At 60.9% G+C, this 20,393-nt stretch carries 15 protein-coding genes; 3 read left to right on the top strand and 12 right to left on the bottom strand.

The features are described 5' to 3' along the window. Positions 1-152 precede the first annotated feature (152 nt). From EJ074_RS21870 to EJ074_RS21840, 7 genes are all read right to left on the bottom strand, one after another. Positions 153-1,334, bottom strand: coding sequence for an ABC transporter permease (locus EJ074_RS21870; protein ID WP_095804370.1), 1,182 nt, complete (start codon positions 1,332-1,334; stop codon positions 153-155). Continuing rightward, positions 1,331-2,329, bottom strand: a complete 999-nt coding sequence (locus EJ074_RS21865) for an ABC transporter permease (RefSeq protein ID WP_095804371.1) — start codon at positions 2,327-2,329, stop codon at positions 1,331-1,333. The genes EJ074_RS21870 and EJ074_RS21865 overlap by 4 nt, the downstream gene beginning before the upstream one ends. A gap of 2 nt (positions 2,330-2,331) precedes the next feature. Next, positions 2,332-4,230, bottom strand: coding sequence for an ABC transporter substrate-binding protein (locus EJ074_RS21860; RefSeq protein WP_095804372.1), 1,899 nt, complete (start codon positions 4,228-4,230; stop codon positions 2,332-2,334). Next, positions 4,227-6,122, bottom strand: a complete 1,896-nt coding sequence (locus EJ074_RS21855; protein WP_095804373.1) for an ABC transporter ATP-binding protein — start codon at positions 6,120-6,122, stop codon at positions 4,227-4,229. Before EJ074_RS21855 ends, EJ074_RS21860 begins: the two co-directional genes overlap by 4 nt. A gap of 140 nt (positions 6,123-6,262) precedes the next feature. Next, positions 6,263-7,603: an adenylate/guanylate cyclase domain-containing protein gene (locus EJ074_RS21850; protein ID WP_095804374.1), complete on the bottom strand. Its 1,341-nt coding sequence runs from the start codon at positions 7,601-7,603 to the stop codon at positions 6,263-6,265. Between the two features lie 264 nt (positions 7,604-7,867). Then, positions 7,868-9,211, bottom strand: a complete 1,344-nt coding sequence (locus tag EJ074_RS21845) for a nucleotide sugar dehydrogenase (protein WP_095804908.1) — start codon at positions 9,209-9,211, stop codon at positions 7,868-7,870. Between the two features lie 63 nt (positions 9,212-9,274). Beyond that, the gene (locus tag EJ074_RS21840) at positions 9,275-10,453 is read right to left on the bottom strand and encodes a DUF3095 domain-containing protein (RefSeq protein ID WP_095804375.1); all 1,179 of its coding nucleotides are present in this window, start codon (positions 10,451-10,453) and stop codon (positions 9,275-9,277) included. A gap of 75 nt (positions 10,454-10,528) precedes the next feature. Here EJ074_RS21840 and EJ074_RS21835 point away from each other — a divergent pair, with 75 nt between their 5' ends. Then, on the top strand, positions 10,529-11,617 hold the full coding sequence (locus tag EJ074_RS21835) for a glycosyltransferase family 4 protein (protein WP_129553788.1): 1,089 nt from the start codon (positions 10,529-10,531) through the stop codon (positions 11,615-11,617). Beyond that, positions 11,614-12,390, top strand: coding sequence for a polysaccharide deacetylase family protein (locus EJ074_RS21830; protein WP_129553787.1), 777 nt, complete (start codon positions 11,614-11,616; stop codon positions 12,388-12,390). The genes EJ074_RS21835 and EJ074_RS21830 overlap by 4 nt, the downstream gene beginning before the upstream one ends. Before the next feature lie 50 nt (positions 12,391-12,440). On the opposite strand, the gene EJ074_RS21825 is transcribed toward EJ074_RS21830, so the two are convergent. From EJ074_RS21825 to EJ074_RS21815, 3 genes are all read right to left on the bottom strand, one after another. Continuing rightward, positions 12,441-13,286 carry an MBL fold metallo-hydrolase gene (locus EJ074_RS21825; RefSeq protein WP_129553786.1) on the bottom strand — a complete coding sequence of 282 codons (846 nt, stop codon included), beginning with the start codon at positions 13,284-13,286 and terminating at the stop codon, positions 12,441-12,443. Between the two features lie 38 nt (positions 13,287-13,324). Next, a complete protein-coding gene (locus tag EJ074_RS21820) occupies positions 13,325-13,771 on the bottom strand; it encodes a cyclic nucleotide-binding domain-containing protein (protein ID WP_095804379.1) in 447 nt (148 codons plus the stop codon). A 297-nt stretch (positions 13,772-14,068) separates the two neighbouring features. Beyond that, a complete protein-coding gene (locus EJ074_RS21815; protein WP_129553785.1) occupies positions 14,069-16,783 on the bottom strand; it encodes an ABC transporter ATP-binding protein in 2,715 nt (904 codons plus the stop codon). 395 nt (positions 16,784-17,178) lie between these two features. On the opposite strand from EJ074_RS21815, the gene EJ074_RS21810 reads away from it, so the two are divergent. Continuing rightward, a complete protein-coding gene (locus tag EJ074_RS21810) occupies positions 17,179-17,850 on the top strand; it encodes a class I SAM-dependent methyltransferase (protein ID WP_129554081.1) in 672 nt (223 codons plus the stop codon). A 125-nt stretch (positions 17,851-17,975) separates the two neighbouring features. Here the strand turns inward: EJ074_RS21810 and EJ074_RS21805 are convergent, their stop codons facing one another. Both EJ074_RS21805 and EJ074_RS21800 read right to left on the bottom strand, forming a co-directional pair. Next, positions 17,976-19,151, bottom strand: a complete 1,176-nt coding sequence (locus tag EJ074_RS21805) for a glycosyltransferase family protein (RefSeq protein ID WP_129553784.1) — start codon at positions 19,149-19,151, stop codon at positions 17,976-17,978. Continuing rightward, entirely contained in the window at positions 19,148-20,392 is a 1,245-nt protein-coding gene (locus tag EJ074_RS21800; RefSeq protein ID WP_129553783.1) for a glycosyltransferase family 4 protein, read from the bottom strand. Before EJ074_RS21800 ends, EJ074_RS21805 begins: the two co-directional genes overlap by 4 nt. Position 20,393 lies beyond the last annotated feature (1 nt).

Here is a 20,393-nt window from a genome sequence, read left to right as displayed (position 1 = left end):
AGAAGGGCTCACGGGGCGATGCCCGAGACGTCGTATTACACCGATCGAGCTCGCCGCATAGAGGCGAACGATGAAGACTGCAACGACCGAACAGGCTGCCGACAAGGATCATCTTGGGTGCAGTCGGTCGACGGCGCGCCGGATTTGCGACCTCACTTGTAGGGATCTGCGGCATCCCGCAAGCCGTCGCCGAGGAAGTTGAACGCCAGGATGACGAGAATGACGGGCAGGATCGGCAAAAGCAGCCATGGATAGAACGCGATCACGCTGACGCTGCGCGCCTCGGTCAGCAGGATGCCCCAACTGGTTATCGGCGCCCTCAGGCCGAGGCCAAGAAAGCTCAGCGCCGTCTCGCCCAGGATCATGCCGGGTATGGAGATCGTCGCCGTCGCGATCAGATGCGACATGAAACCGGGAATGAGGTGCCGGCGGATGATGCGGCTGCTGCTGGCGCCCATCAATTGCGCGGCCAGAACGTAATCCTCCTCGCGCAAGGCCAGAAGCTTTGAACGCACGGCGCGCGCCAGTCCGGTCCAGTCGAGCAGCCCGAGGATGACGGTGATGCCGAAATAGATCAGGATCGGGCTCCAGGTCATCGGCATGATCGCCGCCAGAGCCAGCCATAGCGGAATGCTGGGGATCGATTGCAGAACTTCGATTACCCGTTGGACGATCAGGTCGAAGATACCGCCGTGATAGCCGGCCAGTCCGCCGATGACTATGCCGAGCAGGAAGCTGAAAGCGATCCCGACGAGGCCGATCGTCAATGAAATGCGTGCGCCATAGATGATGCGCGAAAACACATCGCGTCCCAGCCTGTCGGTGCCGGCCAGAAAGAGCTGGCCGTTTTCGGCAGGGCAGACAAGATGCCTGTCACCTTCGATGAGGCCCCAGAACCGGTAACTGTCGCCCTTGCAGAAGAAACGGATCCGCTGAACGTCATCCTGTTTCTCGATGTAGTTCCGCTTGAGCGTCTCCATGTCCAGCGTCATCTGGCGGCCGTAGACGAACGGCCCGACGAACTGGCCGTTGTGGAACAGGTGCACCCGCTGCGGCGGCGAATAGATGTAGTCCATGTTGCGCGTATGCAGATTGTAGGGCGCCAGGAACTCGCAGATCAGTATCCCGAAATAAAGCGCTGCCAGAAATATGCCGGATATGAGGGCAAGCCGGTGGCGCCGGAATTTCCACCACATCAGCCGCAACTGCGACGCCTGGAAGACCTTCGACTGCTCAGGCGTCATCGCCTCGACCGACTGGAGGTCGAAGGGCGCGATGGAAACATAGTGTTGCAGTGGAGCACCCGGAGCGGGCAGCGGCGATTGCGTGTTCATTTGGTGCTGCCGCCCTGCAAACGAATTCGCGGATCAAGCAGCGCCAGCGCCAGGTCGGATATCAGGACGCCGATGACCGTCAGAAAGGCCAGGAACATCAGAAACGACCCTGCCAGATACATGTCCTGGCTTTGCAGCGCCTTGATCAGCATCGGACCGGTCGTTTCCAAAGACAGCACGATCGCCGTGATTTCGGCACCGGAGATGATGGCCGGCAGGATGGAGCCGATGTCTGAAATAAAGAAATTGAGCGCCATGCGCAGCGGATATTTGACCAGCGCCTTGAAGGGATGAAGGCCTTTTGCGCGCGCGGTCACGACATATTGCTTGTGAAGCTCATCGAGCAGATTGGCGCGCAGCCGCCGGATCATGCTTGCCGTGCCCCCGGTGCCGATGATCAGGACCGGGATCCAGAGATGGGCGAGGATCGATTTCACCTTGGCCCAGCTCATCGGCTCGCCGAGATATTGCTGGTCCATGAGATGGCCGATGGACGTGCCGAACCAGATGTTGGCGAAATACATCAGGATCAGCGCCAGCATGAAATTCGGGATGGCAAGGCCAAGAAGACCCAAGAAGGTCAGGCCGTAATCGCCCCAGCTGTATTGATGCGTGGCCGAGTACATGCCGATTGGAAAGGCGATGAGCCAGGTGAAGACGATCGTGACGAAGGAAACCAGCACGGTCAGCCACATTCGGTCCCCGACGACGTCGCGAACCGGCAGCTCATATTCGAAGGAATAGCCGAAATCGCCGTGCAGCATCCCGCCGACCCAGTAGAAGTAGCGGATGACCGGCGGCTTGTCGAAACCATAGTCCTTGCGCATCATCTCGATGCGATCGGAGTCGACCGCTTCGCCCTGAGCCCGAAGCTCGGCAACATAGCTGTCGAAATAGTCGCCTGGGGGAAGTTCGATGATCGTGAACACCAGTGCCGATATGATCAGCAGCGTTGGAACCATCACGGCGATGCGCCAGACAATATATCGCAGCACGCTCAGGACTCTCCAAGCCAGAATGTATCCGGCATGTAGACACCGAAATAGGCGGTCGGGTCGTAGCCGTAGAGCGCCTTGTCAGGCAGATTGCGCAGCCGCGCGGATGCCAGAACCGGCTGATATGTTCCGTTGACCGTGCCGATCGAAAACACCTGATCGGTGTAGATCGACAGCATTGAATTCCAGATTTCGGCGCGCTCGGTGGGTTCGGTCGACGCGTTCCAGCGTTTGAGCAAAGCCATCAGCTCGACCACAGGCGGAAGATCGGGCGCCTCGCCGAGCGTGCCGTGAGACAAGTAGTGAGCACCCCAGAGCGGCCATTGCAGCTGGTCGTCCATGGTGGGGGCCAGCTGGTACGGGTTCATGTCTGCGGTCGCCACGCCATTGTCGATGCCCGACCACATCGACATCATGATCTGGCCGCCAAGCGCGCGGCTGCGGAAGATGTCGCGCTGGGAAGTGCGGATGAACAGCGCGATGCCGATCTTGCGCCAGTGATCGGTAATGAGTTCAAGCGCGTCGGTTTCCAGCGTGCTTTCGCCGGCCGTTTCCACCAGGATCTGCGCCGGGCGTCCATCGGGAAGTATCCGCAGGCCGTCATCGTCACGCGCCTGGAGCCCGACCTCGTCGAGCAGGGCATTGGCTTGGTCAGGATCGTGGGCGACCCAGGCTTTCGCGAATTCCGGCCGGTAGAGCGGGCTCTCCGGCAGGACCGTATCGGCACTTTCCTGCGCCAATCCGTAGAACACGGCCAAATTGATCTCGCGCCTGTTCACAGCGAGCGAAAGTGCGCGGCGCACCCGCACGTCGCGAAGAAGGCCACGCCACACCTGGTCGGCACAATTCAGATTGGGCAGCAGCGCCAGCCGCGAACCCTGTGTGCGTTTCCACAGATGCATCTTCACCGGGTAGCGCTTCTCCGCGTCCTTCAGGAAGGCGTAATCGGAAAAGTCGATTCCCATGCATTGCAGGTCGCTCTCGCCCGCACCGGTCTTGGCGGAAATGATCGCCGACGAGCTCACATTCAATACGATCCGGTCAACATAGGGCAGTTGCCGCCCGTTCTCGTCTATCCGATGAAAGAACGGGTTCCGCTCGAAGATGAACTGCTCGGCCGGCGGCTTGGTCCGGTTCTGCCAGGGATCGAGCGTCGGCAGATCCGGGTTTTCCGGGCGATACTGACGCGACATGCGGATATGCAGGAGCGTCCATTTCTGGGCCCGGTTCTCCTTCATCAGGCCGGCGAGCCGGAATGGATCCTGGTACTTCTTGTGGAACTGCTTGAGATAGGCGGCCGGCAGAACAAGCGACAGCGGCGAAGCAGCAGCGAGCTTGGGCAGGAAGTCGGGATTGGGCGCATCCCAACTATAGCGGACCGTCAGCGGATCGACGATCTCGAAGCGGGGCGCCTTGCCGTCCGCCAGCAAGGCCGGAGCGAGCCCGCCTTGCGAAAGCTCATCGTTCAGCCAGACATCTTCCCAGCAATAGCGAAAATCCTCAGGCGTCAGCAGGCTGCCGTCAGACCATTTATGTCCTTCCCGGATCTTGAAAGTGAAGATGCGATCATCCGCGACGTCGAAGCTTTCGAGAATGTCGGGTTGCATGTTGAGCTTTTCGTCGTAGCCGACCAGGCGAGCATACCCGTAGATGGTCATCATCCGGATATCTTTCTGGCTGCCGATGATCGTGCGCAGCGTGCCGCCATACTGGCCGGGCTGCCGGCCCATCGCAGCGAGATTCAACGCGCGCGGGCTCTTGGGCAGGCGTTCGGCGAGTGCCGGCAGCGCCTTGGCCTTCAACTGCGCCTGAAGAAATTCCGGTTCCAGATCGCCGGCGCGCAACGTGCCCGGCAGAAATGCCGAAGCCATCAGCCCAAGGACTGTGCGCCGGCTGATCAATGGCGTAGCTCGCTGACATTGGCCGAACGTCGAGCCAGCACGAGGTGGCCGCCGCCAAGATCGAGGGGTGACAGCGTATCCGCGTCGCCCTCGTCCCGGAATTGCGGTCCCCATGCGCTGGTGTCGGAAGCGCCGCTGAGCTTCAGCGTCTTGAAATCCATCGGCCGGTCGAGATCCGGGAAGGGTACTGCGGCGACCAGTGAGCGCGTGTAGGGGTGGATCGGTTTCCTGAGCAGAATTTCGCGCGGGGCAAGCTCGACGATACGCCCGCCGCACATGACCGCGATGCGGTCAGCCATGTAGTCCACCACCGCGAGATTGTGGGATATGAACAGGTAGGTCAGGCCCAATTCCTTCTGCAGGTCTTTCAGAAGGTTCAGGATCTGCGCCTGGACAGAGACATCGAGCGCCGAAACCGGCTCGTCGCAGATCAGCAGTTCGGGTCCCAGCGCCAAGGCGCGTGCGATGCCGATACGCTGACGCTGCCCGCCGGAGAAACTGTGCGGATAGCGCTTGATAAAGCGCGGATCGAGTCCGATTGCCTGCATCAGGCTTTTGACCGTGGCCAGCCGGGACGCGGCATCGCCACGTTGATGGATTTCCAGCGGCTCGCTCAAGATGTTCTCCACCGTCATGCGAGGCGAAAGCGACGAAACCGGATCTTGGAAGACCATCTGGATTTTGGCGCGCAGCATGCGCAGGGTGTCTCCCTCGCCTGCCAAGACGTCGATCGGTCCGTCGCGACCGTTGAAGGTCACAGAGCCGCCGCTTGGGGTGACAGCCCGCATGAGGATTTTGCTGACAGTGGTCTTGCCGGAACCGCTTTCGCCGACCAGGCCCAGGCACTCACCCCGCCTGATATCGAAGCTCACGCCGTCCACGGCACGCACGGAGGTTTGATGATCGCCGCCGAACCATCCGGACTTGCGGATGGTGAAGACCTTTTTCAGATCCCTGACCGACAGCAGGATGTCGTCCGGCCCCGTCGATGCCGGTGCCGTTTGCTTGCCGAGCAGGTTCCCGACATTCACCGGCACCTCGCGGAGCGCCTTTAGCCGTTCGCCCGGCTTCAGGTCGAAATGCGGAACGGCCGCCATCAGGCCCTTCAGGTAAGGGTGACCTGGCCGGCGGAATATCGCCTCGACAGGTCCCGCTTCCATGATCTCGCCATGGTACATGACCACCACCTCGTCGGCGACATTGGCGACCACGCCGAGGTCGTGGGTGATCAGCAGCATCGCCATATTGAGCTTGGTCTGAAGCCCGCGCAGCAATTGCAGGATCTGCGCCTGGATGGTGACGTCCAATGCCGTCGTCGGCTCGTCGGCGATCAACAGGGCGGGCCGGCAGATAAGCGCCATCGCGATCATTGCGCGCTGACGCAATCCTCCCGAAAGCTCAAAGGGATACATGTCATAGGCGCGCTTGGGATTGGGAAAGCCGACAAGGCCGAGCATTTCCTCGGTCCGTGCCTTGCGCTCCGCCCGAGACATGGGTGTATGAATCTGCAAGGACTCGCTGACCTGGTTGCCGATCGTGTGCAGCGGCGACAGCGATGTCATCGGCTCCTGAAAGATCTTGCCGATGCGGCTGCCTCTAAACGCCCGTATCTCGGGTCCATCGCGCGGCATCTTCAGTATATCCTGCGTCGTGCCGGGCCGTTCAGGATCGGAAAACAGGATACGGCCGCGAACATGGGCTGATGCCGGCAAAATGCCCATCACTGCCTGGCTGAGAACCGATTTTCCGGAGCCGGACTCGCCCACAAGCGCGGTAACCTTGCCGGGCAGGACGCGAAGGTTTGCGCGCCTGACGGCATGCAACGGTCCCCCGATGATGGCAAAGGAGATGCCAACATCCTCGATCCGCAGCAGATCAACACCCGAATTCATTCCACACCAGCCCCACTCTGGCAGGTCCGAGGTGAGACTAACGCATTGCCAGCCTAGAGCAACTTGGATTCGAAGCGGTCGCCTGAGGCGGAACCGGCAACCGGACTGGCTTTGGAGCCATTCGGACCAGGTTTGCCAGTTTACTGGAGCTTTCTGGGGTCACCTGCCGACAGCCGCGCGGTATCGCGATGAAGCAGCATGACCTGCTCGGCGTCCGATCTCCGGCCGTAAATCGGCTCCAGCGCAGCGTCTTCATCGACTGCGAGAGCACCCGAGAGATCGGGTGAAAGCACCGTCAGCTTCTGCTTGATGCCGGGCAGTTCTTCCTTGCCGAGCGTCAGCCATTTGCTGGCGCCGCAATAGCTGGCGAAGTGTTCGCTGGCCAGGACGCTGTGAGGATATTTCTTAGTGAAGATCTGGAGGCGCTGGACCTCGTTCACAGCCGCGCCGAAGACGGAGAATGTCAGCCGGTCGGTAAGCCCGACATTGCCGAACATCACATTGCCGACATGCAGGCCGATGCCAAACTTTATCTCCGACAGTCCCTTTTCTTTTCTATGCAAATTGAGATCCATCACGCGCGCCGTGGCCTTGTGCGCTGCTGCAAGAGCAGCTTGGCAGGCGATCTCGGACTGCGAGCGGTGCCTTTCGCAAGGATAGACCGCAATAAAGCCATCACCTATGAAACTCATGATCTGCCCGCCATTGCGATTGAACGGTGCAGCTACGGCGTCGAAAAACTGGTTCAGCGTGTCGATATAGATTTCGCGGCCGGAGGTTTCGGCGAGCCTTGACGACCCGCGCATATCGGCCATGACCAGTGCGGCCCGGATGGTATCGCCCTCGCCGCGCTTGATCTGGCCGTCAAGCACGCGCCTGCCGGCGTCGCCGCCGAGATAGGTGGTCATCATGTTGTCGGCGAGCTTGGTGAGCACCGCCATCTTGGTTGCGATAGCGAGATGGTTCTGGATGCGCAGCAGCGCCGAAATCATGCTGTCGCTGAAGCCTGCGGCGCTGTCGGTGGACCAGGAGCCCATCATGCCCTGACTGGTGCTGCCGCCGAAGGGATGGACGAAAGCCATGTAGTCGGTGATGCCCATAAGCCTGAGTTCATCGAAAACAGGAAACTCCGACGGCACGGACGTGTCCAACCGGCGCCGCAGATGGTCGAGCTTGTTGCTGAGCAGATGGAAGTATGGACTGGTCAGGAACCTGTCGGACGGCACGCCGCCCTTATTGCGGAAGCCTTCCACTTCCATGCCATGGCCGCGAAGCCAGGTGAAGCCAAGCGCGTCATAAAGCGGATGAAGCATCGAAAAGCTCAGATGCACCCGCTTCAGCGGCAGGCCGGCAGCAGCTAGCCGTTCGCAAAAGCCCTTTACCAACGTTTCCAGGTCGTTGCCCGCCAGCGCCGATTGGGTCAGCCAATCGGCAACCTTGTCCATGAGAATGGTGGAAATCTCTGCTTGCGCTGTGCTCATGCGATCTCGAAACCCGTCGAAGACGGAGCCATTATCGTTTGATCCGTCCATAAAACAGTTCGCCAACGACTTAGATACAGGACCCTCGAAGTCAATGAAGCCGGCTTCAGCTGCAAAGCCGGCGAAGAATTTCTCGAACGCTGTCCTTGCAGGCAAGGAGCAGGCGCAACTGCTTCTACCTTCCGGGGCATTATGTGTTGAGCCCGTCGGCGGAATGCAACCACGATCCTGACAGCGGGTGAAAGATTCGCCGGCTCACACGCCTCAGGCCTTCACCACCGTGTCTCGGGCCAGCCCGAGGCGACCAAAAACATTGCGTGTGTCGACGACCAGAAGAGCGTGATCAGCGATCGCCTGATAGTCGATCGCGTCGTGGTCGGTTGCCACGACGACAGCATCGAAATCCTTCAAGGCGGCCTCGGTCAATTCGATCGAGCGGCGCCCCTTGAGCGCCATATGCTCCCGTGTGGTCGGTATCTCGGCAACATGCGGATCGTGGAATTCTGCCCTGCCGCCCCATTCCTCGATGAGCTCAATGAGCCGTAATGAAGGACTTTCCCGGATGTCGGGCACGTTCTTCTTGTAGGCGAGCCCGATGATGAGAATTCGCGAGCGGCTGAGTGCCTTGCCGCAACGCCGATCCAGCGCTTTCGCCAGTTCATCGACCACATGACGCGGCATAGCCGTGTTGATCTCTGCCGCCAGTTCGATGAAGCGGGTCGGCAGTTCGTATTCGCGCGCCTTCCACGTCAGGTAGAAGGGATCGATCGGAACGCAGTGCCCGCCAAGACCGGGGCCGGGATAGAAAGGCATGTAGCCGAAGGGCTTGCTCTTTGCCGCCTCGATAACCTCCCAGATGTCGATGCCCATCGCGCCGAGCACGACCTTCAACTCGTTGACCAGGGCTATATTGACCGAGCGGAAGATGTTTTCCGTCAGCTTGACGGCTTCGGCTGTCGCCGTGCTGGTAACCGGAACGACGGTCTCGACCACGCCCTGGTAGAAAGCCTGCACCAGCGTTGCCGCTTCAATGCCGTCGCCTGCCACGACCTTGGGGATCGTCGCGACTTCAAAGCTGCGGTTGCCGGGATCCTCGCGTTCGGGCGAGAAGCCGAGGTAGAAATCTTTCTTCGACTGCAAGCCGGTTTCTTCCAGTATGGGCTTGATCACGTCGTCGGTGGTGCCGGGATAGGTGGTCGATTCCAGCACGATCAGTTGGCCGGGAAGCAGATGCTTCGCGATGGTGCCTGCCGTGTTCCTGACAAAGGAGAGGTCCGGTTCACGGTTTTTCGTCAGCGGTGTCGGAACGCAGATGATGACGACATCGCAGACGGCCAGTTCGGCAAAATCCGCAGTGGCGCGGAACCGTCCGCTCGCCACCTGGCCGGCAAGGGCTGTCGACGTCACAGCCTCAATGTAGGATTGGCCGTTGTTCAGGCTCTCGACCTTCTGGGCTTCGATGTCGAAGCCGTAAACCGGGAAGCCGGCGCGTGCGATCGCAACCGCAAGCGGCAACCCGACATAGCCCAGTCCGATCACGCCGACTTGCGCGGCGCGCGTCGAAATCCGCTTCAGAAGACGGTCATATATCGATTGTGAGGCGTCCAAAAATCTGCCTTCCGTCACCCAAGACCTCGAGGCATATTGCGGAAAATGCACCTCCGCAAGCCGTCAGACCGACACCTTCGCCTTCAGGCTCGCGGCAGCCATCGCGTAGCCGCCAGCGGCGCCATCGATGAAATGAACGTGGTCGCGCTGCAGCGGCGAGGCGACGAGACAGGTCATCAAGGCCGATTGCTGGCGGTGCAGGCCATAGCTGCAAATGCCCGCCTCTTCCGCCTGTTTCAGCCGGTTCTCGATCCGTTGCAACACATCCGCGTCCACGTCGATGGTCATCTTCAAGCCGTCGTCGAACTTCCGGAAATCCGAATTGCTGGCCACGTCGCGTTTGTAGATCCTTGGATCGAAACGGCCGATCGTCCAGCCATACCGATCGGTGACAGCCGCAAGCGACAGCAGGAACAGTATCCACAGCTTCGACAGCCACCGCCGTCCCGCCGGCGCGACGGCCCGCGCCTCCAGATCGAGGCCGGCGGGCGAAAAACTGTAGGCCGGCCCATCGGCCGGCACCGGATGGCCACCGCGTTCCTGTCCGCCGGCAAGGCCGATGATGTCGGAAGTCAGGACCTGAAAACCGCGCAAATCGCGCGAGGCACCCGGTACGGCTATGATCGAGACGATTTCGCCATGCCGGGCGTCGATCGGGCTCCAGCGGCACGAGAGACCGGTCAGATCCGGCCGCGCGTCGGCCGGCGCAGGACCGATGCGGTAGCGCCCCGCTTTCATCTGGGCCTCCGCCCAACTGCCGCCACCGCCGGCGAACATGGCATAGAAAACCGCTTCGGAGGCTTGGAACCTCGCCACGCGAACGTCGAGCCCTTGCGCTCTTATATCCGCTATCGGCACGATTGCGGCACGCAAGGTCAGGTCCAGTTCGTCCGCCGCCCATCTCTGGACAGCCGCCAGCGCCTTGCTGGTGATCTCCAGCGCCGAGCCGGGAAACGCCACGAGCGCGCCGTCGCCGCCGAAGACAAAGGGAAGATCTTGCCGACCCAGCGCGTTGAGCAACGCCGAAATGACGCTGGCGCCAGCCATGTTGACGGTTTTATAACGCCCGGCCTCGATCGCCTTGGTCGAGCCGACGATATCGGCGGTGGCCAGCGCCCAACCATCGGGGAGAGGCCGATAGTTGTCGATATCGGCAACGCTTTCGAATTTTGCGAAGACCGGCAAAGAAGCGACAAACGGGTCGGACGCCGCAGCTGTTCCCATGAGCATCAGATAGCACATTCCACTGCTTGATGGTGAAAGTCGATCATGCTTCCAAATTGACTTGCACAGGCTTTCCAATGATAGGGTCCAGCGATGCGAATTGCCTTCTACGCGCCGCTAAAGTCGCCCAATCATGCCGTTGCCTCCGGCGACCGCCAGATGGCACGGATGCTGGTCAAGGCGCTGGAGCATGAAGGACATCGCGTCGAACTGGCATCCGAATTGCGTTTTTATCTACGCGAACCGGACTCGAAAAGTTTCGATGCGCTCAAGGCCGAGGCCCGAGAGGAAGTCGCGCGGCTGACAGAGCTTTGGGATCGTGACGGCAAGCCCGATCTCTGGTTCTCCTATCATCCCTATTACAAGGCGCCCGACCTGATCGGCCCTGAGCTGGCTTCGGCCTTTGCCCTCCCCTACGTGACTGCGGAAGCCTCCTATTCGAGGCGGCGCAGCACCGGTTTGTGGGCCGAGGCGCAAGCGTTGGTGGTGGGAGCCGTCGAACGGGCAGCGCTGAACATCTGCTTCACGCAGAGGGACCGTCGGGGACTGATCGACGCGATTCCCGACGCCGCTTTCGGCATGCTTTCGCCCTTCATCGACACATCGCTATTCCGGGAAACACCGGCAAGCACTTGTCCGACACGCCTGGTCACCATTGCCATGATGCGCCCGGGCGACAAAGTCGAAAGCTATCGCATGCTGGCGCAAGCGCTCGGTCCGATCCGCCACCTGCCCTGGACCATGTCGGTCGTCGGGGACGGCCCTGCCCGAGACGAGGTCAAAGCGCAGTTCGCCGGCTTGCCCGCCGACCGTGTCGAATGGCTTGGCGCGATCGAGCCGGCCGCCGTGCCGGATGTCCTCTACAATGGAGGAATTTACGTCTGGCCGGGTTGTGGCGAGGCCTATGGCCTTGCCTATCTTGAAGCACAGGCCGCCGGCCTTCCAGTGGTGGCTCAGGACATCGCCGGCGTTCCGGAGGTGGTGCGGGATGGCCAGACCGGGCTTCTCACCCCGCCGGGCGATGTGGCGGCGTTCAGTTCTGCCATTGAAAGGCTTCTGGTCCGTGACGACGAAAGGGCGCTCATGTCCGGCGAAGCCAGACGTTTCATCCTCGAAGAACGATCCCTCGATACTGCAGCGGCGCGTCTGGCCGAACTTCTTGCGAAGATCCCCGTTGCATGACATCCGATCAGATCTGGCAGCCCTTGGTGGAAGAACTGGCGCGCTGGCAACGGGCGGACCGTAAGGCGGAGTTCTGGCTGCGCGACGATGACGCCGTGGATCCGACGCCTGCGCTTGATCGGCTGCTGGACCTCACCCGTGAATTCGCGGTTGCGCTCACTCTGGCCGTCATTCCGGCGCTGACCGATGAGAAGCTTGTCGTCCGGCTCGACGAGGCGCCGCATGTCACGGTCGCCATCCACGGCTGGGCGCATCGGAATCATGCGCCCGAGGGCCAGAAAAAGCAGGAGCTCGGCCGGCATCGGCCGCGCGAGGCGGTGCTCGATGAGCTGGCTCGCGGGCTGTCGCGCGTAAGCGGGCTGCACGGCGCTCGTGCCGTTCCGATGCTGGTGCCGCCCTGGAACAGGATCGACCCCGGCCTGGTATCCGAGCTTGGATCGATAGGATTTGCGGCGTTATCCGCCTTTGGTCCGTCGAAGCCGGCTTCAGTGGCGGTCGTCAACAGCAATGTCGACATCATGGATTGGCATGGCACGCGCGGCTGTCGCGATCATGGCCTATTGGTTCAGGCCATCGTTGCGCAATTGCAGCATGCGTTCGACGGTGGCGAACCGGTCGGCCTGCTCACCCACCATCTCGTACATGATGAATCGGCCTGGCTTTTCCTCGAACGGCTGTTCACAGTCGCCGCACAGACCGAAGCCTGCGCCTGGCTTCCGATCAGGGCATTGATCGGGCGCAGCGCCGGTACAGCAAATCCAGGAAAAATGTGAGCGGTTTTCTGTCCGGAACCGCGTCAAACAACAAGATAGAGCAAAATAACTCAGCGCTTCTTGTGCAATGAAACTGGAAACGTGAGCGTCTGGCCGTCCCGCGCGGCAAAGGCGCCGGCAAACCTGTCTTTGGCCAGTTTCTCCATCGCGTCCAGTTCCTCATCGGTGCGTGCCGGATCGTGGTGAAACAGCGCAAGCCCCCGCGCACCGGCAGCCTCACAGAGCTTGACGCCCTGTTGCCATGTCGAGTGCCCGTTGCCGCGGCGATGTTCCATTTCCTCCTCGGTGTAGGTGCAATCGTAAATGACGAGGTCGGCATCTTCGATCAAGCCGAGCACCGCCTGGTCGAGTTTGCCCGGCTCGTGCTCAGTATCCGTGATCACCGCCACGACGCGTCCGCCCCATTCGACCCGGTAGCCTATGCAGCCGCCCGGATGAAGAAGGCTGGCGGTTCGCACCACAACCCCCTCGCGCGGCCGAAGCACGTCTCCGGAAGCAAAATCGTGACAGTCGAGCCTTGCCTTGCAGATATCCAGTTTCACCGGGAACCATGGCGGCCGCATGAACTCATCGATCATCTGCCGGGTCGTCATGCGCCCTGCAAGATGCCCGGACCAAAGCGCAACCTTAACGCTGCGGTCATAGATCGGCGCAAAAGCCGGCAGCCCGATAATGTGATCGTAGTGGCAATGGGTGAAAAGCAGATCGAAATCGGTCACGCCTGACGCCCGAAGCGCTCTCCCGGCAGGCCGTAGTCCAGAGCCCGCGTCGAACAGAAGCGTATGCTTGCCGCATCGCATCTCAATGCAGATTGTATTGCCGCCGTAGCGAGCGAATTCTGGTCCCGATACCGAGATGCTGCCGCGCACGCCCCAAAACCTGACCAGGAAATCCATGCTGCTCCTTCGGCCCGTCGTAGCCAAACAAACTGCTGCTAGGCGTTTCGTGCGTCGATCAGATCCGCGGTCGTATGGCTTAGCCGATCGGCAAGAACCCGCAATATCTCGATGGTCATCTCCGGGAACTCCTTCATAAGCCTCAGGAAATGATCCTTGTTGATTTTCAAGGCTTCCAGCGGACTTGCCGCCCTGACGGTCGCAGTGCGGGAGCTGTTGCACAATATCGCGATCTCGCCAACAATCGAATTCGGCGCCAGTTCTGCAACTTTTATTGGTCCGCTATCGGAATCGACCAGAATATCCGCCGTGCCTGAAAGGATAACATAGGCGGCGTCTCCCTCGTCGCCCTGCCGGAAAAGGATTTGGCCGGCGCTGTAGCTCACCCGATCGGACGTAAATGCAAGCAGCTTGAGCTTTGTCGCTTCGATGCCGGAGAACAAGGGAACGCGCTGCAGCATTCCAACTTCATCCTTGAGCAGCATTGTCGCAACCCTTCTCAAATTCGCGTTTGCCAGATGAGAGCAACCGACGCCCAGACAGAGTGAATTCTGTTTCCGCAATGGCGGGTCGAACCATGCGAAAGATGGCGAGCCCGCAGTCGAGCCAGCGGCCCGACAAAATGGGCGTCCGCCAGCCGGCAACGCGGAGAGCCGGGTGATTTGCGCAAAATCCTTCGGGTTTTCGGCGCAGATGTGGTCCCGCTGCGCTTTTCGCCGAATTCCTTGATCTTGCAGCAAATTCCCAGCGGCAGAATTTTCGCATCCGAATGACCGTTGCTTCTACGACAGCAGTTCCTTGAAGATACTCTTCCCTGCCAAAAGTGTCTCGTGCGTTCCGTCTTCCACCAATTGGCCCGAGTCGAAGACGATAACGCGATCGAACATCATCCCCATTGCCGGATTCGTCACGACCCACACGATTGCCGGCGAATGGCCGTCGCACCTGGCTTCCTCGAGCACGTTCCGCAGCACCTTGTCCTGCACACGCTGGTCGAGCGCCGACAGCGGCCGGTTGAGAATGAGAAAATCAGGACGCTTGAGCAGGGCCCGGGCAACATCGAGCTTCTGTCGCTGTCCAGCGGTCAGCCGCCTGCCGCCGGCGCCGACGTTGAAGTCCAGGCCGACATCCAGAAGTTCGGAATAAAGCCCCAGTTCGTCAAGAATGTCATAGACGATGGAGCGTATGCGGTCCGGCGCGTCGGGATGGTTGTTGCCCACGCGCCCGAACAGGACGTTATCCATGACGGTGGCCGCGGCAATGTATTTGTCGGGATCGTACCGTTCGATCGCATTTTGCAGCTCGGGCGGCAGGTTCTCATAGAACCGGTTGCGTGCAGCGACGATCTTGCTCATCAGCTCGTCGCTCAGCAGGCCGAATCGATGCCGGGGCTCGATATAGGCAAAGCTCAAGGTGACGATCATGGCACGGTCGCTCTCCGAGACCGCCTCGTAGGGGCGGTTCTTGAGCCGTTGCAGCAAGCTTTCGTAGGCGGGTATCTCCTCGGCGCTCATGAAGGCGAGCTGCTGGAAGAAGTGATGATCGGGCGGCAAGTCGGCGAACAACTCGATCGCCTGTTCTGCGATCTCCATGCCCATTTCGTAGAGGATGCGATCGAGGCCGGCTTCCCTCAGCACAGAAGCGAAATAGGAATTGCCCGCTAGAGCCTTGTCGGCCAGTTCCGGGCCGGCGGCAGCACCGAAGAGCAGGTTTTGGCCGATGCTTGCTTCCTTGTTGTAGGCACCCGGTTCGAAAGGAACCACCAGTCCGCTCAGCCCTTCCTGTTCCAGCCGGGTTCGCAGTGCCGTACGCAGTTCGACGATCCGGCTGGCGAGTTCCGTGTGACGCGTGAGGTCAGCCGATGAGCGCAAGCCAAGATCCAGAATGTCGCGCGACAGAACAACCGCGTCGAGCACCCGGCGCACCGCTTCAAAGAGGTCCTGCTGGCCGGTGGCGCCGGCGGCAGCATAGTCGATCCAGTCGCTGTTGATGTCGATATCCGGATTACCCGACCGGCGCGCCTCGTGCATGTTCCAGCGGTGCTGGTCTGCCGCAGAACCGTCATACGACACCGGTTTGAGCGGCGCATGCTTCAACCCGTAGAGCAGATTATCGCGCAGGCTTGCATGGAACAGGAAAACGTCGGATGAGGCATAGGACATGCGCCGGCCGGTCACCGCTTCGGGGAGTTCAAGCAGGTCGTCGGCGCCCGAAGCGACCTTTCCGCTGTCCGGCCAGCTCAGCCGCGCGAAGGCTTCTGCAAGCGCCTCCGCTCCACCCGTTCCGGTACTGACCAGCGCCACCGTCTCACCCGGCTTGACCTGGAGGGAGATACGGTCGAGGAGCATTGCACCGCCATCGTCTGCGATGGACAGATTGATCGCCGACAGGGGGTTGGTCATCGGAGCGGGAGCGTCGATCGTCAATGCCCCAATTGTCGGCGCGATGAGATCCTCGACGGTGAATTGTTCAACGACCTGCTGATATTTGACTTGGACGTCCTGCCGGGCCTGATCCCAGTCGATCAGTTCCTTCATCGGTCCGGGCAGGTCCTTGTAGGCGCTGATCACGGCCACGAGCTGGCCGACGTCCAGCCGCCCCTGGATGACCAGGTAGCCGCCGATCATGTAGAATAAAAAGGGCGTGACCTGCGCGAGAAAATTGTTGAGGAACTTTACCATGAATTTCCACTGGTAAAGATCGAAGCGGATCTTGAAGATGAGCCCGAGCCGGGCAGCAATGTCGGCGCGTTCGTAATTTGAAGTATCGTGGACGTGAACCGCGCCGATGCCGTCGACGATTTCCCCAACCCGGCCCGAGAGCGCGCGCGCCGTCAGCTGCCGTTCGCGCCCCAGCACGATCAGCCGCCGCCGCATTCGCGGGATGAGCACGATCTGAATCACAACGATCACGCCCGCTATCATCCCGAGCCAGACGTTCTGGACCATGATGAACAGCATGGCCGTCAGCGCCTGGCCGCCGAGCAGCACCGGCTGCAGGAAGGCATCGCCGATGAAGCCGCCCAGCGGCTCCACCTCGTCCTTCACCATGGTCGCCACTTCGGCGGATTTCACCCGTTTGAAGTAAATCGGCGGAAACCGCAGCACACGATCGACCAGATCGAAGCGGATGCGCCGGAGCATGCGTTCGCCGAGCCGGCCCTTGTAGGTGTTGATGTAGAGTTTGAACAGGCCGTTGATGACGACCAGCAAGAGGAACACAACGCTCAGGGCAAACAGCGTCTGCGTGCGGTCGAGCTGAAAACCGGAGAAGAACTGGACCTCTCCAACCAACGGCAGGTCATAGTGTAGCCTCATGAATGCCTGGGTCGCGCCCGGCTGCTCGAAGCCCTTGCCCTGAATTGGGCCGTTGACGATCAGCTTCGGCAGGTCGAAGGATATGAAATACGGGATCATCGAAAGCAGGACGATCATCAATATCCAGACCTGCTGCTTTTTGGTGTGCGTCCAGATATAGCGGGCTAGGCTTGGTTCCATATGCGACCGTGGATCCTTCATTTGGAAGGTTGCCGGGTGTAAAAGCAGCTGTCCGCGAATGGCCTATCGGCAATTTCCGCGTCGCCGCCGACAAGATCCGGCGCATGGTCGACGACAGCGACATGGGTATCGTTGATCAGCGAAGTCATCGGCTGGCCAAACGGTCCGCGGCTTCCGCGAGGTTTGGGCGAATAGCCGGGCGGCACGGGGCCGCGGCTGCGCGGCTGGTGCCGGCGGATGGACGCCAATGGTCCGGACAGACGCAACAGGCTCTCTCCCGCACGGGCAATGGCGAAGCGACTTGCCGCAAAATCACGTCCGCGAAATCAAACAGCCTCGCGCGAGGGCAAGATTGCGTTGTGCCGCCCGAAATCCCAACATACAAGACGAATATGATGGATGTCGCGCAACCACGCAATGCCGGCATGGACTGGCACGAGCAAGCCTTGGACCTCACGCGTGGAATTGCTGCCTATGTCAGCTGCCCTCTCGTGGCAGGACTGGCGCGCGTCATCGCCAAGCACCCGCAGGCCGACATCGCCAACGCCTTCAACCACAAGCAGGTCGCCTGCAAGATGTGGGCGCTCGACGGGCTGTTCGACAGTTGCGGCGGCCGGTTCGGGCGCATATGGGTTCTGGGTGGATGGTACGGCGTATTGCCGGCAATGCTTTTCAACGACACCCGCTTCGACATCGCGGCGATCGATAGCATCGACATCGATCCCGAAGTCGCTCCGGTCGCCCGGACCCTCAACCGGGAAGCCGGCGACCGGTTCCAGGCGCTGACGGCCGACATGTACGCGCTCGATTATGCGACCGGACGGCCCGACCTGGCAGTCAATACCAGCTGCGAACACATAGCCGATCTGCGTGCCTGGCTTGCCCTGCTTCCGCAGGGCACGAATGTGCTGCTGCAATCGAACGACTATTTCAGCGAGCCGACGCACATCAACTGCGTCGCTTCGCTTGCAGCCTTCGAAGCAATGGCGGCGCTACGGGAGGTGCGGTTTTCCGGCGAACTGCCGACAAAGAATTATACGCGCTTCATGCTGATTGGAGCCGTTTGATGCATTAATGCATGTCGCTCAGAAGTGTGCGCGGTCCTGAGACAACGACATGCGTGAAGACAAGGAGTTGAAGCGCGCCGCATGAATCTCACCAGACCGCGACGCGCGCTAACACCTTGTCGCGATCACTGAACTTTTCCGAAACCAAGCCCCTCCTTCCGGGACCATCTTCGATATTGCTCGCGCAGGATTTGCGCCGAACGAGGCCCGCCTTCCAGGTCGAGGCGATGCGCGGCTGGCGCAGGTCCCAGAAGCGCCTGTGCGATCGTTTGGGCCAAACCTTCAGGCGTCAGATCCTTTTCCATCAGCACGGTTGCAAGACCGAGTTCTTCAAGCATCAGCGCGCGAACCGTCTGTTCGGTTTCGGCGCCGGCTGCAAACGGAACGAGCAGGGAGCGACAACCGGCGCGCAGGATATCGCAAACGGTGTTGTAGCCCGCCTGCGAGACTGACAGGCGGGCGCCGGTCAGCAGGCTGGCGAAATCGGCGCGGAAGCGGAAGATGGACAGACCCGGCGTGGCATTGCGCGCGATCACGTCAAACTCGTCTTTCGGCAGGTTTGGGCCGGTGATCAAACACCATTTCCAGGCATTGTTGGCATTGTGCGCCGCCGCGATGGTGGACGTGACAAGGCTTTTCCCCGCAGCCCCGCCGCCAACCGACACCAGGACGTCGAAGCGCTCGGAGGCCGCGGACGGTGGCGGCGCAGCAACGAGCCCTGTGTAGGCAACCTCGGCCCTGATCGCCCCAGCCAGTGGAAACGTCCTGTCGATGGTTGCGAAAGCCGGATCGCCGTGGACCATGACAAGGTCGAAATGCCTGTTGATGAGATCGACCGTTTCCTCGTTTCGGCCCGGCTTGACGCGGTCCTGAAGGATATCACGGACGGACGTCGCCAGCAGCGGCTTGGGCAACGTCGCGTCGATGGCCTCGATCAGCGGCAAGAGTTCGAAATGCATCTGCCGGCGTCCAAATGGAAACGCTTCGACAATGACGATATCGGGCCTGCAATCCCGAAATGCCTGCAGCAGCATCTCTGAGCGGCATTTCTTGAAAGCTTCGTCGATGGGTTTGCCCTGGAGATCGACAAGTCCGGAAAAGCCCTCATCACCGGAGGTGACAGGCGGCAGGGCTACAGATTTCACACCCGATCCCGGAAACCCCGCGATCGGCGCTCCGCCGGTCACGACGGTGACGTCAAATCCGTCATCGACCAGAGCCGCCGCAATTCGGCTGGCGCGCGCCAGATGGCCGATACCGAGGAGGTGCTGGACGTAGAAGAAAACGCGAAGTCGCTTCATTCGGCGGGCCGCCACTCGCGCTCGAACAGTTCCTTGAGCTGTCCAATGCTTGCCATATGATCGAAATTGCCGCGCACGCGCCGCTCTGCGGCGTCGCCCAGGCGGGCGCGCAACACGGGATCACGGATCAGATGCTCCAGCGCCTGTGCCAGGGCAATCGGGTCTTCCGTCGGAACCAGCAGCCCAGTTTCATTCGCCGACAAAAGCTCCGGCACGCCGGAAATGTCGGTCGACACGCAGGCCAGCCGCTGGCTGGCCGCCTCCACCAGAACGTTCGGCAGGCCGTCCCGGTCACCGTTCGCGGTGATCCTGCAGGCCAGGGCGAAGATGTCGGCGCGGCGGTAGTGCTGAAGCACCTCCTCCTGCGCCAGCGCCCCCTTCCACGAGACGCGACCATCCAGGCCGAGCTTCTGCGCCAACGCCTTGAGCCGCTCCATCTGCTCGCCGCCGCCGATATGCTCGAAACGCCACGCCAAATCGCCAGGCAAGAGAGCAAGGGCCTCCAGCAGGGTATCGTAACCTTTCTTTTCAACGGCGCGCCCGACACTCAGAACGACAACCGGTTCGTTCGGCGCCGAGCCGTCATGCTGTTTGCGCGCTTCGCTGAAACTGCCGAAGCGATCGAGATCCAACCCATGATAGCTCAGATGCACAGGCGACTTGCCGTTGGCGAGCTCTTTCAGGCGCTCGAAGCCGGTTTTCGTGCAAGTGACCGTCCAGCGCGCCGACGAAAGCTTGCCGGCCAGATCCCAATCCGCCGAAGTCCAGATGTCCTTGGCATGGGCCGAGCAACTCCAGGGCAGGCCACGAAGCTGGCTGGCATAGCGTGTCACCGACGCCGGTGTGTGCGCGAAATGTGCATGCAGCCAGGCCCCGTCTTCCGGCCATTCGGCCGCCAGCACCAGCGCCTGTCCGAAGCGGCGCACGCGGTTGCGGGTAAAGTCACGGGGGACATCGATAGCCAGCGATCCGAGCGCGCGCCAGAATCCCGGCCTCAGCAGACAAGCACACAGCGAGCGAAGCACGCGCAGCGGCTCTTCATGCAGATATTCCGGCAGATAGTGGACGGGCGCTTTGATCTCGTCATGCACAGGGTGGCGTTTTGTGTCGGTCGGCCGCCTGAGCGCGACAAGCACCAGATCGAATCCGGCGCGCTCCAGTCCGAGCAGCTCCTGCGCGATGAAGGTTTCAGACAGACGCGGGTAGCCCTTCAGAACCACGACTATCTTGCGACGTTGCAAC

This window comes from Mesorhizobium sp. M3A.F.Ca.ET.080.04.2.1, from assembly GCF_003952525.1.
Taxonomy (GTDB): Bacteria; Pseudomonadota; Alphaproteobacteria; order Rhizobiales; family Rhizobiaceae; genus Mesorhizobium.
The sequence above is the reverse complement of the archived record's forward strand: the minus strand, read 5'-3'. Positions and strand labels throughout refer to the sequence as shown.